Source organism: Bradyrhizobium sp. SZCCT0148 (assembly GCF_018129985.1).
Taxonomy (GTDB): domain Bacteria; phylum Pseudomonadota; class Alphaproteobacteria; order Rhizobiales; family Xanthobacteraceae; genus Bradyrhizobium; species Bradyrhizobium japonicum_H.
Map to the genome: position 1 here is coordinate 26,694 of NZ_JAFCKT010000024.1, position 18,501 is coordinate 45,194.

19 protein-coding genes are annotated in these 18,501 nt (G+C 64.0%); 8 read left to right on the forward strand and 11 right to left on the reverse strand.

What is annotated here, in order from left to right:
- Positions 1-316: 316 nt before the first annotated feature.
- Together JQ580_RS32405 and JQ580_RS32410 are read left to right on the forward strand one after the other, a co-directional pair.
- Positions 317-991 (forward strand): response regulator, encoded by a 675-nt coding sequence (locus JQ580_RS32405; RefSeq protein ID WP_212285223.1) that lies wholly within the window; start codon positions 317-319, stop codon positions 989-991.
- 1 nt (position 992) lies between these two features.
- The gene (locus tag JQ580_RS32410) at positions 993-2,405 is read left to right on the forward strand and encodes a sensor histidine kinase (RefSeq protein ID WP_409363241.1); all 1,413 of its coding nucleotides are present in this window, start codon (positions 993-995) and stop codon (positions 2,403-2,405) included.
- Positions 2,406-2,479: 74 nt separating this feature from the next.
- On the opposite strand, the gene JQ580_RS32415 is transcribed toward JQ580_RS32410, so the two are convergent.
- The 5 genes from JQ580_RS32415 to JQ580_RS32435 form a co-directional block, all read right to left on the reverse strand.
- Positions 2,480-4,135, reverse strand: coding sequence for a TRAP transporter large permease (locus tag JQ580_RS32415; protein WP_212285224.1), 1,656 nt, complete (start codon positions 4,133-4,135; stop codon positions 2,480-2,482).
- Between the two features lie 27 nt (positions 4,136-4,162).
- A complete protein-coding gene (locus JQ580_RS32420) occupies positions 4,163-4,744 on the reverse strand; it encodes a TRAP transporter small permease subunit (RefSeq protein WP_212285226.1) in 582 nt (193 codons plus the stop codon).
- A gap of 171 nt (positions 4,745-4,915) precedes the next feature.
- On the reverse strand, positions 4,916-5,935 hold the full coding sequence (moaA, locus tag JQ580_RS32425) for a GTP 3',8-cyclase MoaA (protein WP_212285228.1): 1,020 nt from the start codon (positions 5,933-5,935) through the stop codon (positions 4,916-4,918).
- A 109-nt stretch (positions 5,936-6,044) separates the two neighbouring features.
- Positions 6,045-6,527: a hypothetical protein gene (locus JQ580_RS32430; RefSeq protein ID WP_212285230.1), complete on the reverse strand. Its 483-nt coding sequence runs from the start codon at positions 6,525-6,527 to the stop codon at positions 6,045-6,047.
- Positions 6,528-6,681: 154 nt separating this feature from the next.
- Positions 6,682-7,353, reverse strand: a complete 672-nt coding sequence (locus JQ580_RS32435; protein WP_212285258.1) for an HAD-IA family hydrolase — start codon at positions 7,351-7,353, stop codon at positions 6,682-6,684.
- 169 nt (positions 7,354-7,522) lie between these two features.
- On the opposite strand from JQ580_RS32435, the gene rpiA reads away from it, so the two are divergent.
- The 4 genes from rpiA to JQ580_RS34035 are packed head-to-tail and all read left to right on the forward strand — an operon-like array spanning position 7,523 to position 10,641.
- Positions 7,523-8,248 carry a ribose-5-phosphate isomerase RpiA gene (rpiA, locus tag JQ580_RS32440; protein ID WP_212285260.1) on the forward strand — a complete coding sequence of 242 codons (726 nt, stop codon included), beginning with the start codon at positions 7,523-7,525 and terminating at the stop codon, positions 8,246-8,248.
- Positions 8,249-8,250: 2 nt separating this feature from the next.
- Positions 8,251-8,793, forward strand: a complete 543-nt coding sequence (locus JQ580_RS32445; protein WP_212285232.1) for a DUF2059 domain-containing protein — start codon at positions 8,251-8,253, stop codon at positions 8,791-8,793.
- A gap of 46 nt (positions 8,794-8,839) precedes the next feature.
- Positions 8,840-10,228 carry a glutathione-disulfide reductase gene (gor, locus tag JQ580_RS32450; RefSeq protein WP_212285234.1) on the forward strand — a complete coding sequence of 463 codons (1,389 nt, stop codon included), beginning with the start codon at positions 8,840-8,842 and terminating at the stop codon, positions 10,226-10,228.
- 26 nt (positions 10,229-10,254) lie between these two features.
- The gene (locus JQ580_RS34035; RefSeq protein ID WP_249134603.1) at positions 10,255-10,641 is read left to right on the forward strand and encodes a DUF6894 family protein; all 387 of its coding nucleotides are present in this window, start codon (positions 10,255-10,257) and stop codon (positions 10,639-10,641) included.
- 276 nt (positions 10,642-10,917) lie between these two features.
- On the opposite strand, the gene JQ580_RS32460 is transcribed toward JQ580_RS34035, so the two are convergent.
- Together JQ580_RS32460 and JQ580_RS32465 are read right to left on the reverse strand one after the other, a co-directional pair.
- Positions 10,918-11,925, reverse strand: a complete 1,008-nt coding sequence (locus JQ580_RS32460; RefSeq protein WP_212285236.1) for an alpha/beta fold hydrolase — start codon at positions 11,923-11,925, stop codon at positions 10,918-10,920.
- Positions 11,926-11,983: 58 nt separating this feature from the next.
- Positions 11,984-13,159 carry a zinc-dependent alcohol dehydrogenase gene (locus JQ580_RS32465; protein ID WP_212285238.1) on the reverse strand — a complete coding sequence of 392 codons (1,176 nt, stop codon included), beginning with the start codon at positions 13,157-13,159 and terminating at the stop codon, positions 11,984-11,986.
- Between the two features lie 448 nt (positions 13,160-13,607).
- On the opposite strand from JQ580_RS32465, the gene JQ580_RS32470 reads away from it, so the two are divergent.
- Entirely contained in the window at positions 13,608-13,811 is a 204-nt protein-coding gene (locus JQ580_RS32470) for a hypothetical protein (protein WP_212285240.1), read from the forward strand.
- A gap of 117 nt (positions 13,812-13,928) precedes the next feature.
- Here JQ580_RS32470 and JQ580_RS32475 read toward each other — a convergent pair whose 3' ends face one another.
- Positions 13,929-15,065: a hypothetical protein gene (locus tag JQ580_RS32475; RefSeq protein WP_212285242.1), complete on the reverse strand. Its 1,137-nt coding sequence runs from the start codon at positions 15,063-15,065 to the stop codon at positions 13,929-13,931.
- 375 nt (positions 15,066-15,440) lie between these two features.
- Here JQ580_RS32475 and JQ580_RS32480 point away from each other — a divergent pair, with 375 nt between their 5' ends.
- Positions 15,441-15,749, forward strand: a complete 309-nt coding sequence (locus tag JQ580_RS32480) for a hypothetical protein (protein ID WP_249134604.1) — start codon at positions 15,441-15,443, stop codon at positions 15,747-15,749.
- A 13-nt stretch (positions 15,750-15,762) separates the two neighbouring features.
- On the opposite strand, the gene JQ580_RS32485 is transcribed toward JQ580_RS32480, so the two are convergent.
- From JQ580_RS32485 to JQ580_RS32495, 3 genes are all read right to left on the reverse strand, one after another.
- A complete protein-coding gene (locus JQ580_RS32485) occupies positions 15,763-15,948 on the reverse strand; it encodes a hypothetical protein (protein ID WP_212285244.1) in 186 nt (61 codons plus the stop codon).
- A gap of 62 nt (positions 15,949-16,010) precedes the next feature.
- Positions 16,011-17,240 (reverse strand): carboxylate-amine ligase, encoded by a 1,230-nt coding sequence (locus tag JQ580_RS32490; RefSeq protein WP_212285246.1) that lies wholly within the window; start codon positions 17,238-17,240, stop codon positions 16,011-16,013.
- 17 nt (positions 17,241-17,257) lie between these two features.
- Positions 17,258-18,085, reverse strand: a complete 828-nt coding sequence (locus JQ580_RS32495; protein WP_212285248.1) for a class II glutamine amidotransferase — start codon at positions 18,083-18,085, stop codon at positions 17,258-17,260.
- Positions 18,086-18,501: the final 416 nt, after the last annotated feature.

The window sequence follows — 18,501 nt, forward strand, 5'->3', positions numbered from 1 at the left end:
ATGGGCGCGCAAGGATCACTGTCTATTCGATCGCCTCATCGGCGCGCGCGAGCAAGCCCGGCGGCACGACGAGGCCGATTGCTTTTGCTGTCCTGGCGTCGATGATCAGTTCGACTCTTGCGGCGCATGTGCGTGCGGCAGGGCGAGCGTCGCGGCGAAGCGGAACCCATATCAACGTTGCCTGACGCACACCTTACGGTTCTCTCGACACCGCAACGACGCATTTTTTTACTGGTCGTAGCCGCCGAATGATGGGAGACATCCCGCAGCGCGGCGGGTCCCGCGGTTCTGAAATACCGGAATTCTGGTCGAGTACATGCGCCTTCTGATCGTCGAGGACAATGCCGAGTTATCGCGTCTCGTCGCGGCCGGGCTGGCGGCGGCCGGCTATCAAAGCGACATCGTCGGCAGCGCGGCCGAGGCGCGCGAGGCGGTGAGCAGCGTCAGCTATGCTGCGATGATCCTCGACCTCGGGCTGCCCGACGGCGACGGCCTGTCGGTGCTGCGCGAGCTGCGCCTCAAGATGGAGCCGCTTCCCGTGCTGGTGCTGACCGCACGCGGCGGCCTGCAGGACCGCGTCAGCGGCCTGCGCAGCGGCGCCGACGACTATCTCGCCAAGCCTTTCGCGATGGAGGAGCTGATCGCGCGGCTGGAGGCGATCCTGCGCCGGCCCGGCCAGCTGCTCGGCCGCTCGCTCAGTCTCGCCAACCTCGTCTACGACACCGAGAGCCGCCAGATCTTCGTCGACGACCAGCCGCGGATCATCTCCTCGCGAGAGACGTCGGTGCTGGAGATCCTGCTGCGCCGTCAGGGCCGGGTGGTGCCGAAGAAGAACGTCGAGGACCACATCTTCGGACTGGAGGGCGAGGTCGCCTCCAACGCGGTCGAGGTCTACGTCTCGCGACTGCGCAAGCAGCTCGCTGAGCACGGCGCCAAGGTCGTGATCCATACCATCCGCGGCGTCGGCTATCTCATGGACGTGGAGAAATAGCGTGGCCCGGATCGGGTCTCAAGACAGGCTCCAAGGCAGGCTCCAAGGCGCCCGGTCCTATGGCAGGTCGCCGACGTTCAAATCGCTGATCTGGCGCATCGTGTTCCTGCACATCCTCGCCGTCGCGGTGGTCGCGATCTTCCTGCCGCTCGTGCTGTTCTGGCTGCTCAACTCCGAGATCGACCAGCTGCATCGCGATGCCATGCGCGCCCAGGCCGAAGTGCTTGCCGAGCGCATCGTTGCGCAACCGGACGGTTTGCTGACGTTCAATCTGCCCGACAGCCTGAAGGGCCTCTATTCGGATGCCTATGGCCGCTATCAGTACGACATCCGCGATTCCGAGGGCAGGCTGCTGTTCTCGTCCCATCGGCGCACCGCGCCCACAGCACCGCGGTCATCGGAGAGCATTTCGGGGGCCGCCGTCACCCGCGTCATTGACGGCAGGACGGTGCGCATCCAGGTCGCCGAGGACCTCGCGCACCGTGACGTCATCATCGACGACATCGTCTCGAACTTCTTCCGACGCGTGGGCTGGATCACCATCCCGATCCTGCTGATCCTGCTCGCGACCGACATAATCATCTTTCGCCGTGCAATCGCGCCGCTGTGGAAGGCCTCCGAAGAGGCCAGCAATATCGGACCGGCGCGCACCGACATCCGCCTGCCGACGGAGCAGATTCCGCGCGAGATCCTGCCGCTCGTCACCGCCGTCAACCAGGCGCTCGACCGGCTCGAAGGCGGCTTTCGGGTGCAGCGGCAGTTCACGGCGGATGCCGCGCATCAATTGCGCACGCCGCTGGCGATCCTGCGCACCCGGATCGAGACGCTCGGCGATCATGCGGCACGGCAGGCGCTGCACGCCGACATCGAAACCATGAGCCGGCTCGTCGCCCAGTTGCTGGAGATCGCCGAGCTCGACACACTGGTGCTCGATCCCGGCGAAACCGCGGATCTGCGCGCGGTCTGTGCCGAGGTGGTCGCCTCGATCGCTCCGTTCGCGATCGCGCAGCACAAGGACATCGCGCTCAAGGGCACCGACGCGCCGGTCAGGATCCACGGCAATTCGGAGATGCTCCAGCGCGCGGTCTTCAACCTTGCCGAAAACGCCATCAAGTTCACGGCGAAGGACACCACCGTCGATGTCGAGGTGGGCGAAGATGGTTCGGTCCGCGTGCGCGATTGTGGTCCGGGGATCGCGGAGGCCGAGCGTGAGCTGATCTTCCAGCGTTTCTGGCGCGCCGACCGCCGGCGCAGCGACGGCGCAGGATTGGGGCTGTCGATCGTGCGCGCCGTGGCCGACGATCATGCCGCGACGGTGGCGGTGGCGAACCTCCCCGGCGGCGGCGCGGAGTTCACGCTGCGGTTTCGGCTGGCGGAGAGTGAACCGTCGCCTTCACCCTCAAGGGCGGAGTGATCGCAGCTGCGCGTCGTTAGGAGGGGTCATGGCCGAGACGAGCCCGGCCATGACGATGTGGATACGATCGTGCGCTATTTCGACGGCGGGCCGAAATCCAGCGGCGGCAGCTCGATCTGCGGCACCTCGATCTTGATCGTGTTGGGATCGATGTTGGACTGCACGCCCTTGTAGTGCATCACCATCGAGGGGAACGCGATCACCAACGCGACCATGATGATCTGGATGACGACGAATGGCACCGCGCCCCAATAGATCTGGCCGGTGGTGACGGGGTCCATCCGCTTGCCGGTGACGCGATCGGTGTAGCGTTCCTTCGGTGCCACCGACCGGAGATAGAACAACGCGAAGCCGAACGGTGGATGCATGAACGAGGTCTGCATGTTGACGCCGAGGATGACGCCGAACCAGATCAGGTCGATGCCGAGATGCTCCGCGGCAGGCCCGAGCAGCGGGATCACGATGAAGGCCAGCTCGAAGAAGTCGAGGAAGAAGGCCAGCACGAACACGAAGACGTTGACGAAGATCAGGAAGCCGACCTGGCCGCCGGGCAGGGAGGTGAGCAGGTGCTCGACCCAGACGTGCCCGTTGACGCCGTAGAAGGTCAGCGAGAACACACGGGCGCCGACCAGGATGAACACGACGAAAGCCGACAGCTTGGCGGTCGATTCCGTGGCTTGCCGGATCAGATCCCAGCTCAGGCGCCGCTTCGCGGCGCCGAGGATGAGGGCGCCGGCGGCACCCATCGCGCCGCCTTCGGTCGGGGTCGCGATGCCGATGAAGATCGTGCCGAGCACCAGGAAGATCAGGAACAGCGGCGGCACCATCACGAAGGTGGTCTGCTGCGCCATCTTCGAGAGGAAGCGGAAGCCGGTGAGCTTGTCGATCACCCAGTTCAGCACGGCGACGGCGAACGCGAAGATGATGCCGTAGAACATGCTGAGCACGACATAGTCGGCGCCATGCGTCTCGGAATTGCGCATCATGAACCAGCCGAACACGCAGCTCGCCAGGAACAGCACGCCGAGGGACCGGAGGCCGCGGTCGCCACTTTCCTCGCGGAAGCCGATGGCTTCTTTCGGCAGGCCCGGGGTGGCCTTCGGGAAGATCATGCTGACGAGGAAGGCGTAGAGGGCGTAGAGCCCGGCGAGCACGAGGCCGGGGATGAAGGCGCCCTCGTACATGTCGCCGACGGACTTGCCGAGCTGGTCGGCCATCACGATCAGAACGAGCGAGGGCGGAATGATCTGCGCGAGCGTGCCGGACGCTGCGATGACGCCGGCGGCGACGCGGCGGTCATAGCCGTAGCGCAGCATGATCGGCAGCGAGATCAGGCCCATCGAGATCACGGACGCCGCGACCACGCCCGTCGTCGCAGCGAGCAGCGCGCCGACGAAGATCACGGCATAGGCAAGGCCGCCGCGGATGGTGCCGAACAGCTGGCCGATGGTGTCGAGCAGGTCCTCGGCCATGCCCGACCGCTCCAGCACCAGTCCCATGAAGGTGAAAAAGGGGATGGCGAGCAGCGTGTCGTTGTTCATCACGCCGTAGACGCGCTCGGGAAGCGCCTGCAGGAAGTCCGGGTGGAATTGGCCGAGCTCGACGCCGATGATGGCGTAGAACAGGCCGACGGCGCCGAGCGAGAATGCCGCGGGATAGCCGAGCAGCAGCACGACGACCAGCGACGCGAACATGATGGGCGCCATATTGGCGATGATAAACGCGGTCATGATTCCCCCTTAAACCGTCGCCAACGGCTACTTCTTCTCGATCGCTTCGACGAGATGCTCGACTTCAGCCTCCAGCGCCGAGACCTGGGATTCATGCGGGTCCGGTATCAGTCCGCGCATCACCGCAATCCGCTTGATCAATTCGGAGATGGCCTGAACCAGCAGCATGGCGAACCCGATCATGATGAGGGACTTCGCGGGCCATTGCGGCAGGCCGCCGGCATTGCCGGACTGTTCGTTGATCTGCATCGAGCGCTGGAAGAACGGCACGCCTGTGACGATCATGACGATGCAGAGCGGAATGAGGAAGAACAGGTGACCGACCAGGTCGATCACGTTGCGCAACTTCTTCGGCAGCGCGTTGTTCACGATGTCGATGCGGATGTGCTCGTTGTCGAGCAGCGTCCAGGGCGAGCACAGCAGGAACACGATGCTGAACAGCACCCATTGCAGCTCGAGCCACGAATTCGACGACGTGTCGAACGACTTGCGGATGATCGCATTGACCGCCGAGATGATGACGGCGGCCACGATCAGCCACGCAAGGCGTTTGCCCGTCCAGCGTGTGAACGCGTCGATCCCTCGGCTCAGCTTTAGGAGCGCTTGCAACGATAGGTCCTCCCCCGATGGTGTGCCTCGGCCGTCTTGACTGCGCCGAACGGGCGCGTGGCTTGTCTCGCCGCGCAGGCATGAGGCAGCCGCACCAAACCAGCGGGCGTGCCGCCAGTCAATTGGAAGTTTGTTGATAGTTCAGGGGAATAAGACCGTAATCCGCCGGTGTCAGCCGCCGGTGACGCTCATGTGCCTGGAGACGCTGGGACGGTCGTGACGGCGGTCGATGATGAAATCGTGGCCCTTGGGCTTCAGCCCGATGGCGCGGTCGATCGCATCCGCAAGCAGAGCGTCGTCATCGGATGCACGCAGAGGTTTGCGCAGATCCGAGGCATCCTCATGGCCGAGGCAGGTGTGCAGCGTTCCGGTGCAGGTGACGCGAACCCGGTTGCAGGATTCGCAGAAATTATGCGTCATCGGCGTGATGAAGCCGAGCTTGCCGCCGGTCTCGGCGACGCCGACATAGCGCGCCGGGCCGCCGGTGCTTTCCGCCAGATCCGTCAGCGTGAATTGCTGGGCGAGGCGCGCGCGCACCAGCGACAGCGGCAGATACTGGTCGATCCGTCCCGATCCGATCTCGCCCATCGGCATGACTTCGATCAGCGTCAGGTCCATCCCCTTGCCATGGGCCCAGCGCATCAGGTCCGGCAGTTCGTCCTCGTTGAGGCTCTTCAGTGCCACCGCGTTGATCTTCACGGCAAGTCCTGCGGCGCGCGCGGCCTCGATGCCTTCCAGCACCTTGTCGATCTCGCCCCAGCGGGTGATCTCGCGAAACTTCCGGGGATCAAGCGTATCGAGCGAGACGTTGATGCGGCGGACGCCGCAATCGGCGAGCTCGCTTGCGTATTTCGCAAGCTGGGTGCCGTTGGTGGTCAGGGTCAGCTCGTTCAGCGCGCCGCTCGACAGATGGCGCGACAGCGAGCGCACCAGGGTCATCACGTTGCGCCGGACCAGCGGCTCGCCGCCGGTGAGCCGCAGCTTCTTGACCCCCTTGGCGATGAAAGCCGTGCAGAGCCGGTCGAGTTCTTCCAGCGTCAACAGGTTCGCCTTCGGCAGGAACGTCATGTCTTCCGACATGCAGTAGAAGCAGCGCAGGTCACAGCGATCGGTGACGGAGACGCGCAGATAGCTGATGGTCCGCCCGAACGGATCGGTCATCGGGGTCGACAGCGCGGTGGATCCGTTCATGGAGAGGCCTTGTCTCACTTGCGGCGTCGGGCGCACCTTTGCATCAGCGGTGCTCGGGATTCAATCTAAGCATCGGACGCGACGAGGACAATCGGGTGGTCTACTTAGATCAGCGCCTGCCGGCGTTCGGATCGGGGAACGGGGAGCCCGCGGCCGGTGCGGATTCGGCGGGGGCCGCAGCCGCAGCCGGTTTGGGCTTCCTCGGCCGGTGCGGCTTGCGAACCGGTTTCGGCGGAGTGGCCGGCTGGAGTTCCGCAAACACCGGATTCGGGTCTGATGTCACCGAAGCGGGCGTGGTGAAATCCCCGGGATTTCGGATCACGTTCACCGGGACGCTCGCCGGCTGGTACTTCGGCAGCACGAACGCAACCGTAAAGGGCGCCTCGGGGGCGGGAACCGAGACGGAGCAGGGGGTCTTGCATCCCGGCCCGAGCGAGGTCGTGGCGTCGGCTCCCGGGTTGGATTCGAGCCGGAGCTGAACCGTCGGTGGGGCCGATTTGAACATGTCCCAGGACATCGAGGAGCAGCCCCCAAGTCCTAACGCTCCCAAAACACTCGCTCCGGCTAACGCAAACGCGATGACACGACGCATGACCCATCCACTTCGGCTGCGACGAACCGCCACATACCCCGCGCGGACCATAGGAGTGTCGTTCGGGGCAGGCAACCGCCGGGCTGCGCATGGTTAATGAATGGCTAATGCAGGGTCGGCCGAATAGACGTGAGATATGAATAGCTTGCCGGTGCTATCCGGTCATCAGGCTGCTGGCGGCGGCCGGCAGGTCACGCATATGATGGATCAGCCGGTCCGGCTTCAGCTCGGCGATCGGAACGTCGGTATAGCCAAAACTGACCCCGATCACGGGCACCCCGGCCCGGCGAGCGACCCCGACATCGGTTCCGGCATCCCCGACCATGATACTGGCTTTGACCGCTCCGCCGGCCCGCGCCACCGTTTCGCGAAAGATGGTCGGGTCGGGCTTCTGGACGCCAAAGGTGTCGGCGCCACAGATTGCCGCGAAGCGGCGACTGAGGTCGAGCTGGTCCAGAAGCCGCTTCGACAGCCACTCCAGCTTGTTGGTGCAGACCGCGAGCCGATGGCCCTGTTCCGAGAAATGGTCCAGCGCGGCCTCGAGCCCCTCGAAGGGGCGGGATTCGACCGCGATATGGTCGGCGTAATAGGCAATGAAATCCGCGGTCATCCGGTCCATGTCGGCGGGGGTGACGCTGCGGCCCTCGGCCTCCAGCCCCCGCTCAATCAGCTTGCGGGCGCCGGCGCCGATCATGTTGCGGGCCGAGGCCATCGGCACGGGCGGCAGCCCCTCGCGGTCGAGCACGTGGTTCAGCGCGGTGATCAGGTCGGGCGCCGTATCCACAAGCGTGCCGTCGAGATCGAAGACGATGGTGTGAGGGGTCATGGTCCAAGCGCTACCGGCCCGGTCAGGCCAGTGCAAGGGGCGGCGTCATAAGATCACCTTATAGCCTGGTTCCCCAGACCCTGTTCTCCGGCGGCAAACGAGGCTACATAGGCCGCCGAAAGCGGCCACGATCGGCGGCACGTTCGGGACTCATGAGGTGGGCGCAGACGTGGATATGGACCAGTTGAAGCGACAGGCGGCTGCGCGCGCGCTCGAGGAGGTGCGGGACGGCATGCAGCTCGGGCTCGGCACCGGCTCGACCGCCAAGCATTTCGTCGAGCTGCTCGGCGAGCGCGTCGCCGCCGGGCTCAAGGTGATCGGCGTGCCGACGTCCGAGGCGACTCGCCTCGATGCCGTCAGGTGCGGCGTGCCGCTGACCACGTTGGATGAGATCGACCATCTCGACCTCACAATTGACGGCGCCGACGAGATCGATCCCGAACTCAACCTGATCAAGGGCGGCGGCGGTGCGCTGCTGCGCGAGAAGATCGTGGCTGCGGCCTCGGATCGCATGATCGTGATCGCCGATGACACCAAATGGGTGCCGACGCTCGGCGCATTTCCGCTCCCGATCGAGGTCATCCCGTTCGGGCTTGGCGCGACGCGCCGGGCGATCGAGAAGGCATTTGCCGAATGCGGCGTTTCCGGGCAAATGGCGGTCCGCAAGGCCAAAGGCGGGGACAAGGACGGCCACGTTTTCGTCACCGACGGCGGCCACTGGATCGTCGATGCAAAGCTCGGACGGATCGAGGATCCTGCGCGTCTCGCCAAGGCGTTGAGCGCGATCCCCGGCGTGGTCGAGCACGGGTTATTCATCGGCTTGGCCAGCTCGGCCGTACTGGCGGGCGGCGAGGGAATTCGCGTGATTGAACGGCGTAAGCCGAAAGGAGACTAGGAATGAAGAGCGTCTTGAAGTTTTTGCCGGCTGCGACCCTCGCGATGGGACTGGCCCTCACGGTCGTCCCGGCCGCTGCGCAGCAGGCAGCGCCCAAGGCAGCTGCCGCACCCGCGCAGCCGAAAGCCTCGCCCGCGGCGGTTGCGGCGGCCAAGGAGATCCTGCAGATCAAGAACGCCACCGCGATGTATGCGGGCGCCGTGCCCGGTCTCGTCCAGAAGACCAAGATCGCGCTGATCCAGCAGAATCTGAACTACCAGAAGGACCTCAACGAGGTCGCCCCGATCGTCGAACAGCAGCTCAATGGCCGTCAGAACGAAATCGGCGATGGCATGGCACAGATCTACGCCAGCGAGTTTACCGAGCAGGAGCTGAAGGATCTCGTCGTCTTCTACAAGTCGCCGCTGGGCAAGAAGCTCATCGACGCCGAGCCGCGCGCCATCGGGCTCAGCATGGCCTTCATGAACTCCTGGGCCCAGAACTTCTCCGAGACCGTGATGGGGGCTTTTCGCGCCGAGATGCGCAAGCGTGGCAAGGAAATCTGACAGACACTATCTGATCGGTAATTCCTGATGGGGGTCGGAGTGGACAATGGCTGAATTCGACGTCGACCTCTTCGTCATCGGTGGTGGTTCGGGCGGCGTGCGTGCCGCCCGGATCGCGGCCGGCTACGGCGCCCGCGTGATGATCGCGGAAGAGTATCGCATGGGCGGCACCTGCGTGATCCGCGGCTGCGTGCCCAAGAAGCTGTTCGTGATCGGCTCGCATTTCCGCCACGAGCTCGAGGATGCCGCGGGTTTCGGCTGGACCGTCCCGCCCGCCAGCTTCGACTGGCCGACGCTCATTGCCAACAAGGACAAGGAGATCGCGCGGCTCGAGGCAGCCTACACCGCCAATGTCGAGAAGTCGGGCGCGCAGATCGTCAAGAGCCGCGCGGTGATCGCGGACAAGCACACCGTCCGCCTGCTCGAGAACGACCGCAAGATCACCGCGAAGTACATTCTGATCGCCACCGGCGGCGCGCCCAACCACGGTGCGGCGATTCCCGGCATCGAGCACGTGATCTCCTCCAACGAGGCATTTCATCTGAAGAAGCTGCCGAAGCGGATCGTGATCCAGGGCGGCGGCTACATCGCGCTGGAATTCGCCGGCATCTTCGCCGGCTTCGGCTCCGACGTGACCGTGATCTATCGCGGCGACAACATCCTTCGCGGTTTCGACGAGGATGTTCGTACCCATGTTCGTGCCGAAATGGAGAAGCAGGGCATCACCATTCTCACCGGCTGCACGGTGAGCAAGGTCGACCGCCACGGCGACGAGTTCACCACGCATCTGTCGAATGGATCGAGCCTCGCCTCCGACCAGGTGATGTTCGCGATCGGCCGCCATCCGGCAGTGGCCAATCTCGGGCTGGAGAACGCCGGTGTCGCCATCAACCCGGCAAACGGCGGCATCGCGGTCGACCATTTCTCGAAGAGCTCGGTCGACAGCATCTATGCGATCGGCGACGTCACCCATCGCTTCAATTTGACGCCGGTCGCGATCCGCGAGGGCCATGCCTTCGCCGACACCGTGTTCGGCAAGCGTAGCGTGCAGGTCGATCACGCCAACATCCCGACTGCCGTGTTCTCGCAGCCGGAGGTCGGCACGGTTGGTCTGACGGAAACCGAGGCGCGCGCCCAATTCAGTCACGTCGACATCTACAAGACCTCGTTCCGCCCGATCAAGGCGACGATGTCGGGCCGCGACACGCGCGTGCTGATGAAGCTGGTCGTCGATGGTGCGAGCGACCGCGTGCTCGGCTGCCACATCGTCGGCGACGCCGCCGCCGAGATCACGCAGGTCGTCGCGATCGCAGTGAAGATGAAAGCGACCAAGGCCGATTTCGACGCGACCATCGCGCTGCATCCGACCGCGGCCGAAGAGCTGGTCACCATGCGCACGCCGACGGCGCGCCATGTACGTCAGGCGGCGGAGTAGGGCGGCGATCACCGGCTGGTTTCCTATTGCCCGACGGACCGATCATTTGGCCAAGGCGCCGTGCGCATCGGGACGATCGTTTATTCCGTCGCGACATTCTTCTGGGCCGCGCCGCTCCGGGGGTGCATCCGGAGCAGACGGCCTTTCCGGGGAACATGCTGCAGCGCTGCCGCTTACCCTCCATGCCCCGATATTTTTTTCATATTTATCATCATTGCGACGACCTCGACCGCGTAGGCGAGGAATTGCCCGACAGGCATGCCGCCTGGCAGGAAGCGACGGTCACAGCAGGTCGGATTCTTCAAGGTCTGGACGGCAGGCTCAAGCCCGATCGCGAATGGCGGATGGAAGTCACCGACGAATTTCAGAACCCGCTCTTTGTCTTGCACATTCAGGCTGAGAGACTGAAGTGAGGTTGCCCACTGGTGGCGACAGGCAAGGCGGCCGGCGGCGTCAGCTGTCACGCAACGCGACTTCACCCGCGCTCAGCGCGAGGCCATGCAATCGTCAGCCCGCGTTGCTGCGTGAAGCAGTCGAGTGACTGTACCGACGCGGGTCATGACGGAAGCGAAAGCTAACCATCCTGCCCAGTCAAATGATGTTCGAGGCCAAGAGACCGAAGCAACGAGGTTGCTCCGGTATCTTGCCTTCAGACCTTGGACTCAGATCCGTCTGGCCCGATAAGGCCCTCAGTGCAGCGTGCCCGCCGCGACCTCGTTGACCGCGGCCATCAGGTCGGCCGTGTCGGACTGCTGGATCATGTGACCCGCATTCGGGACGCGACGCATCTTGCTGTGCTTGATTTCGTCATGCAGCCGGCCGGACTGCTCATCGATATCGATCAGGCGGTCATCCTCGCCGGCCAGGATGGTGACCGGCATGGCCAGCTCGCCGTAGGTCTTGGAAGACAGCATTGCAGCAGGAACCATCAGCGCCGCCTCGGCCGCGCCGGCCCGCAGCTGCGAAGGACGCACCGCCAGTGATTTGGGGAAGCCGTCAAACTTTTGCGGGACGGATTTCGGCCCGAACAGCTGGCGCAGCATCGTCGGCCACATCAGACGGCTGAGGATCGGGGAGATCGTGTAACTGAGGATATCGCCAAATCCGGGGATCGCCGGTCCCGCCATCGCCATCATCGCGTCACCGCGGGCTGTCGGGAAATAGTAGCCCGACGCCAGGATCAGCGCCTCGACCATTGAGGGGTGCCTGCTTGCCAGGGCGATCGCAACCGACGCGCCCCAGGAATGTCCGAGCACGATCGCCTTCTCGACGCCGAGCTGCGCGAGCGCATCCTTGAAGAGGTCGGCCTGGGCCGCAGGCGTCCACACCACGTTGCGGGGCCTCAGGCTGTGGCCGAAGCCGGGACGATCGAACACGATGACGCGATAGTCTTTCGCGGCGAGGTCAATCAGGCCGCTCGATTGGAAATCCTGAATCATGCTGCCATTGCCATGGAGCAGCACCAGCGGGCGTCCGGAACCACGCTCCACGTAATGCAGGCGAACGCCATCGACGTCGATGAATCGCCCTTGAGGCGGGTTGTCGCGCTGCGCCTTGTCGGCAAGGCGCCGATTGACGACCGCGGCTGTTGCCATCAGGCCGGCCGCTGCGACAAGGGCGGAGGCGAACGGATATTCCGCGAGCGTGCGAAGGGTCGTCGCCGCCAGCGATGGCGAACGCTTTTTCAGTATGCGCATAAGACACTTTCGCTGACGTCAGCCAGCCATTTGAGAGTGGGGAAGGAATACTTCCGGATTAACGTCCTGGTCTCAGCACGACCTTGATGACGCCGGCTTCTTTGTCGCGGAATTTCTGGTACATCTCCGGCGCGTCTTCGAGGCTGGCCGGATGGGTCACCACAAAGCTGGGATCGATTTCGCCTTCGACGATCTTGGCGAGCAGCGGCTTGGTATAGGCCTGAACGTGGGTCTGACCTGTCTTGATGGTCAGTCCCTTGTTCATTGCGGCGCCGATCGGGATCTTGTCACCCATTCCGACATAAACGCCGGGGATCGAGATCGTGCCCGCCTTGCGGCAAGCCATGATGGCCTGACGCAGAACGTGAACGCGATCTGTTGCCAGGAAAGTGGCCGCCTTGACCTTGTCGAGCACCGCGTCTGCCGAGCCGTGGCCCGATGCCTCGCAGCCCACCGCATCGATGCAGCTGTCGGGACCGCGCTTGTTGGTTCGCCGCATCAATTCCTCATGGACGTCGGACTTCGAGAAATCGATGGTTTCGGCACCGCCGGCTTCCGCCATCTCGAGACGCTCGGGCACTTCGTCGATGGCGATGACGCGTCCAGCGCCCAGCATGAGTGCGGAGCGAATCGCGAACTGGCCGACGGGGCCGCAGCCCCAGATCGCAACGGTGTCGCCCGGCTCGATCTGCGCATTGACGGCAGCCATGTAGCCGGTGGGAAAGATGTCGGACAGGAACAGCGCCTGCTCATCGGTGATGCTGTCGGGAATCTTGATCGGACCGACATCGGCCATCGGCACGCGCAGATACTCGGCTTGTCCACCCGAATAGCCGCCCAGCATGTGGCTGAAGCCAAAAAGTCCGGCGGGCGACTGGCCCATCGCCTTGGCGGCGATCTCCGCGTTCGGATTGGTCCGGTCGCAGCAGGAGAACAATCCTTGCTGGCAGAACCAGCAATTGCCGCAGCTGATCGTGAAGGGAACGACGACGCGGTCGCCGATCTTCAGATTCGTCACTTCCGAGCCCAATTCGATCACTTCGCCCATGTTTTCATGGCCGAGAATGTCACCGCTCTCCATGGTCGGCTGGTAGCCGTCGAAGAGATGCAGGTCCGAGCCGCAGATGGCGCAGGCGGTAATCTTGATGATCGCATCACGCGGATGCTGGATCTTGGGATCCGGGACCGTGTCGACCCGGACGTCGCCTTTGCCGTGCCAACAGAGTGCACGCATGGTCAAATCTCCATTTTGAGGGACGGCATGCGCGTTTACCGGTCATGTCGTGCAGGTCCAACAGAAGGGAGGGAGGGATGTTCCTAACCCGATGAATGCCGCCCGGCAGTCGATTAGGGCCGTCGACAAGGGGGCAGGAACCGGCTTCTCAGGCAACGCTCTGGCGAATGTCGTTTGAGACACCATATTCAGAGTATCACGGGCACGGATATGCTTGGCGCCCGGTGACAGAGAGACGCTGCCGCGCTCCCGCCACAGACCGGAGGCGCGCATTGAACGGTAATCTCTCATTCTTTGAATCGTCGTCGCAAGCTGGAGCGCGCGAGTGGTTCAGGACAATGGCTGACATTGCGTCGCCACGGCATCACACGAGCGGTGCTGGGATCTCATCCGCAAAACACGTTGGCTTGATCTCGCCACACTCCGACACACCACGAGGATATTGGTCATGACTGGGAACCGCAGCCGTGCACGACAGGCGACCTCGCTTGCCGAACGTCTCGCAGCCGATGCAGTGAGGCTGCGTGAGCAGGCCTCGAGCCTTGAACCGGGAGCGGAGCGAGACGCGCTCTTGAACAAGGCGCACCGCAACAAGATGGCTGCCGATATCAACGCGTGTCTGACCTCTCCGGCGCACCGGCTTCCGGAATAAGCGCGCGGACGACGGTGCCGGCGGGCAAGACCTGCTCGCGCCGCTCGCTGACGACGATGCCGCTGCGGGTCCGAGATCGCTTGCCAGGCCCGCTTGGGCGGGCCCTTCCTTGTACGACTACCCGTAGAGATATCCGACCGGCTTACCTTCGGTGCGCAGCGGACGAATGTCCTTCTGCGTGATGATCTGGCCGGCGAGACCGTCGATCTCGTCGCGCTGGGTCGGCGTCCAGCTGCGGAGATCGTTCATGCCCTTGAGCAGACCGAGCCGGAGCACCTGCGTGTTCTCTCCCACCGCAATGAGGCTGATCGAGCTCTTGCCCGCGGTCACGACGTCGCCGGCCGCGAGCTCGAAGGTCTCGCCCGCCTTGTTCTTGAATTCGGCCGTGCCGCGAATGACGCGATAGATCACCACCTCGCCCTTGGCGAACGAGGCGGCGTCTGCTGATGACGATGTGCTCTTCGGCAGCAGCGACCCGCCGCGCGGGTCGGTTGCGATGATGTGCCCGGTGACGAGTTGGCCGCTCGGTGCTTCGATGCCGATGTCGCGCGCGTAAACCGGCAGCGCCGATCTGATCGAACCGTCGCTCAGCGGCTTGAATAGAGCATCCAGCGCCAGCGGATCCTGAAGCCAGAAGCCGGCATTGGCCGGGCGATCGTGCAGCGGATGGCTCCAGGCCACGCGCGGCGTCTCGGCTTCATTGATCTGGTCCGGACCGACGATGGTCGGATTCGGAAAGGTGGTGGGATCGGTGATGAACGCTTCGAGGAATTTGCCCGAATAGCCCATCGAGACCGGATCCGGCACCACCGTCTGCGGCGTCTTCAAGTTCTCTTCGGTCGACAGTCCCGACCAGGTGTAGAACAGCTGGCGATGCACGATCGCGCTTTGCAGCATTACGGCGCCGGGGCCGACATTGTAGAAGCGCCCGTCATAGTCGAAGGTGAACGCGCCCGAGGTCACCAGCACCAGCTGGAAGCCGCCGGGTGGAAGATGCAGGTGGAAATCGGTGGGACCCGTGTCGGGGCGGTAGATCGGCAGGTTGGTCGCGACTTCGTGGAGCAGGAAGGTTTCGTTGTTGGCGTGAAAGCCTTCGTTGGCGCGGTTGTAGAGTGCTTGCGGACGATAGGTCGCCTCGAACTTCGCATTCCGGTCGCGGTCGATGGCGACGAAGTCCTGCATGTTGAGGCGGAGCGGCGCGCCGTTCGGATGGGTGAGGCCGGTGGTCCTGAGATCGCCCGCATGCACGTTCATGACGTTCTCCGCTCTGCGCCGTTGCTTCGCTGGCCATGTCATTGCGAATTTTGGGCCAGTTGGTTTGCGAAGCAGCAAGCGTCCACGGCACCGTGATGCAGACGCGGCGGTTCGGGAAAAATCCGGTGGTTGCACGGGAGGTTAGATCGACGGCTGGCTCTGATCGTCCGACGCGTGCCGCAGCGGCGCGATTGCGGCGCGGCGACGGGGCCTGTCTAATTTGTCGGCAAGCTCGCCAACGCGCGTGCAACGGCAGAGGCTACGGATCGGTACGAAGCCGCCCTTGGCATCGGCGATGACGCCGGGACCAGCGCCACGGCGATTGACAGATTGTTCATGTTTTGTTCTTATGCTGCGACCGAGATGGAGGCAGCCATGGACAACCGTATCAACGAAATCCGCAGAACGATCAGGGCGCTCCGCGTCAGCATGCGCGAAGCCGAAGCCATCATGCATGAGCAGATCAATCGCTCGGAGGACTGCAGCTTCGTGGCGCAGGAAGTCATCAAGATGCGCTCGGTCATGAGCCTGCTGGTGAAGGAGCGAACCGCGCTCGGCGATTACGAGCCGATCCTCGTGAACAATTTCTTCATCCCGCGACGCCGGCCGACGCGAAAGCCGGCCGCGGCTCGGGCGCCGACGGTCGAGTCCGTGTTCCGGCCGCGCGTGGTGGCGCGGGCGTGACGCGGAAGCCGGCTCAATCGAAAGCGTGAGGCGCAGCCCGATCCGGCTTGCCGGCCGGGCTGTCCGCCCACTTAGCCATCTCGATGGTCCGCGCATCGACGCCCTCGCACCACAAGCAGTTCGGCCGCGCGCGGCCGTTCTCGGACAGGATCGGGACCATGCTGTGGCCGCAACCTGCGCACCGGGCGATGTCAGTCATGCATTCCTCTACGGCGTATCAAATCAGAAATGACGTTCTCGTCCGCGAAGCTTGCGCGGGCGCTATGACGGCGCAGGCGCACTGCGCCCGATCGGCGCGATCGTGCCCGACGTCGTCGTCGTAGCAATCCATCGTGACACGGCTGTGATGTCGTCGCCATTTTCGCGGTAGGCGCGAAGCTGGAATTCGGCCGAGCTGCCGCGCTCCACGATGGTGCGGCAATGCTCGATCTCGGCTGTGCAGCCCAGCGCCTCGGCGTCCCCGGCGGTGTCGTCGATGATTCGGGTGAGCATCTCCGCGATGGTGACCGGTCCGTCCTTGGAGGCAAAGATGCAATCGGTGCCGTAGCGTTGGGCGCGCCACTTGTTCTCCACCGCGATCGCGCGTTCGACCGCCGTGACCTCCTTCGACAGATGCGGCCGCAGATAGAGGTGGCGCGTCAGGCAGCGATAGAGCGAGGCGATGGCGACAGCGTCGTCGACCAGAGTGCAGGTGTCGGGCGCTCGAAGCTCGAGGGTCGGATGCCGCATCGAAGGACGCATCGCCCACCAGATGTGGCTCTCGTCGGGAATGACGCCGGAGCGCTGCAAGGCGCCGACATAATCGTCGTAGTCCTGCCGGCTCTCGAACAGTTCGGGCAGGCCGGTGCGCGGCAGCTCGGAATAGGCGGCGAGGCGGTAGCCCTTCAGTCCGGTCTTGTGCGAATTCCAGAACGGGGAGGACGCGGACAGCGCGATGAACAGCGGCAGATGCGGCAGCATCGCCCGCATCACCGCCATGCGCTTCTCGGGATCGGGCAGCTGGACGTGCACGTGCATGCCGCACATCATGTTGCGATGGCCGATGCTGCGCAGATCCTCGATCATGTCCTCATAGCGCGGCTTCGGGCTCGGCTGCGACATGCGCCACACCGCGGTCGGGTGCGTTCCGCAGGCCATGATCGCGAAGCCATATTGCGCGGCGACGTTGGCGACCTCGCGCCGCAGGAAGCGAAGCTCTTCGCGGGCGTCGTTGACGTCGACATGGACGTTGGTGGCGACCTCGAGCTGGGATTGCAGCATCTCGCGCATGGCCTGGCCGCCTGTCGACCAGTTCGCCGACTCGAACAGCTCGTTGGGCGTGTGGATCGCGACCTCGAAAGTGCGGCGGTCGGCCAGGAAGTACTCCTCCTCGATGCCGAAGGAATATTCAGCCGCCTTGGCCCCGCCGCCGGCAGAGCGAATCACGAGATGCTGTTTGTCACCCGAGGAATCGAGGCGTAGCAGTTTCAAAACGTCTGAAGCAAATGTCATATCCCACCCGGCAAAGCTCACCTGCGGGCACTAATCCTCCTGGTCGGGGCGGGTTCCCGGTCGGCGCTACTGCAAATTGTCGCGTCGAACGGAACAATCTTCACGCTCTCTGACGCGCGTGCGATCAGCGCGTGGTTCGGCGGCACCTCGATCCAGTCCGATTCCTTGTCGAAGGGTTCGGACACCACGATGACCTGGCCGCCGTCCTCCCGGTAATAGAGCGTGTTCGCGGCGTCGTTGACCGCGACCCGGAAGGCGTAGAGATCCCGGCCGTTGGCGATCGCACTGGTGAAGCGGAGCCGTTCGCGCAGCTGGCCTTCGTTGACGAGGCCGACCAGGGCGTTCAGCACACGCTGCGTCGCTCCCAGCGGGTCGCCGTCGAGCCCGGCACCCATCATCGCCAGGAACACGGCTTCCGAATCGGTCGTGCCCAGCCGCGACGGATAGTAAGCATCCGGGATCAGCGCCTCGACCTTGCGCCGCAGCCGATTCCAACTCCCGACGAATCCGTTGTGCATGAACATCCAGTGGCCGCAGGCAAAGGGATGGCAATTCTGCCGCGTCACCGCCGTGCCGGTGGCGGCGCGCACATGCGCGAAGAACAAATGGGAGCGCAGATGCCGGCAGAGGTAGCGCAGGTTTTCGTCGGACCAGGCCGGGCGCGTCTCGCGATAAAGGCCGGGCTCCGGATGCTCGCCATACCAGCCGAGCCCAAAGCCGTCGCCGTTCGAGCCCGCTGTCGATTGCAGCGAGCGGATGCTCTGCGCGACCAGCGAATGTTCGGGCTCGGTGACGTAAGGCTCGAACGAGGTGGTCTCGCCTCGGTATGCGATCCAGCGGCACATGGGGTTCCTGTCGGGATATGTCCTGACAGCACCAACAAATAGGCCCGGGCTGCGTTCCCGGCGAGATCCAGTCGCTCGTGCGCTAGGGCGTGTACTCGTCAACCCGATCAGCCCGCGTGGAGGCGGCACCTTGCCCGTTCAGTTGTCAATAGCGGACAGGGCCAGGTCGCACCAACTGGTCCGCGATGGGCCATAAGGCGAAGTAGATCGGCTGCGTCATCCCTCCAATTCGAGCATTCTCATTAAAGACATCTACAAAATTGCATGAGAAAGCTCGGCAATGTCCTGGATCATTGCCATTGCCTCTTTCAGCTTTTGCTGGTGGCTCACTAGGTTCTGTACCCAAACCCCTTGCGGGTGATGAGGCGGAGTGATTCAAGGCTTCCCAAAGGGAGGCTTTGATGGCTCGCTTCGAC

Excerpts from the sequence above, each read along its gene's own strand:
- JQ580_RS32405 (WP_212285223.1), top strand. The coding sequence starts at position 317 with ATGCGCCTTCTGATCGTCGAGGACAATGCCGAGTTATCGCGTCTCGTC.
- JQ580_RS32430 (WP_212285230.1), bottom strand. The coding sequence starts at position 6,527 with ATGCGTCGTGTCATCGCGTTTGCGTTAGCCGGAGCGAGTGTTTTGGGA.
- JQ580_RS32460 (WP_212285236.1), bottom strand. The coding sequence starts at position 11,925 with ATGCGCATACTGAAAAAGCGTTCGCCATCGCTGGCGGCGACGACCCTT.
- JQ580_RS32415 (WP_212285224.1), bottom strand. The coding sequence starts at position 4,135 with ATGACCGCGTTTATCATCGCCAATATGGCGCCCATCATGTTCGCGTCG.
- JQ580_RS32435 (WP_212285258.1), bottom strand. The coding sequence starts at position 7,353 with ATGACCCCTCACACCATCGTCTTCGATCTCGACGGCACGCTTGTGGAT.
- JQ580_RS32475 (WP_212285242.1), bottom strand. The coding sequence starts at position 15,065 with ATGAACGTGCATGCGGGCGATCTCAGGACCACCGGCCTCACCCATCCG.
- JQ580_RS32490 (WP_212285246.1), bottom strand. The coding sequence starts at position 17,240 with ATGACATTTGCTTCAGACGTTTTGAAACTGCTACGCCTCGATTCCTCG.
- moaA (WP_212285228.1), bottom strand. The coding sequence starts at position 5,935 with ATGAACGGATCCACCGCGCTGTCGACCCCGATGACCGATCCGTTCGGG.
- JQ580_RS32480 (WP_249134604.1), top strand. The coding sequence starts at position 15,441 with ATGGACAACCGTATCAACGAAATCCGCAGAACGATCAGGGCGCTCCGC.
- JQ580_RS32470 (WP_212285240.1), top strand. The coding sequence starts at position 13,608 with ATGACTGGGAACCGCAGCCGTGCACGACAGGCGACCTCGCTTGCCGAA.
- JQ580_RS32485 (WP_212285244.1), bottom strand. The coding sequence starts at position 15,948 with ATGACTGACATCGCCCGGTGCGCAGGTTGCGGCCACAGCATGGTCCCG.
- JQ580_RS32495 (WP_212285248.1), bottom strand. The coding sequence starts at position 18,085 with ATGTGCCGCTGGATCGCATACCGAGGCGAGACCACCTCGTTCGAGCCT.
- gor (WP_212285234.1), top strand. The coding sequence starts at position 8,840 with ATGGCTGAATTCGACGTCGACCTCTTCGTCATCGGTGGTGGTTCGGGC.
- JQ580_RS32445 (WP_212285232.1), top strand. The coding sequence starts at position 8,251 with ATGAAGAGCGTCTTGAAGTTTTTGCCGGCTGCGACCCTCGCGATGGGA.
- JQ580_RS32465 (WP_212285238.1), bottom strand. The coding sequence starts at position 13,159 with ATGCGTGCACTCTGTTGGCACGGCAAAGGCGACGTCCGGGTCGACACG.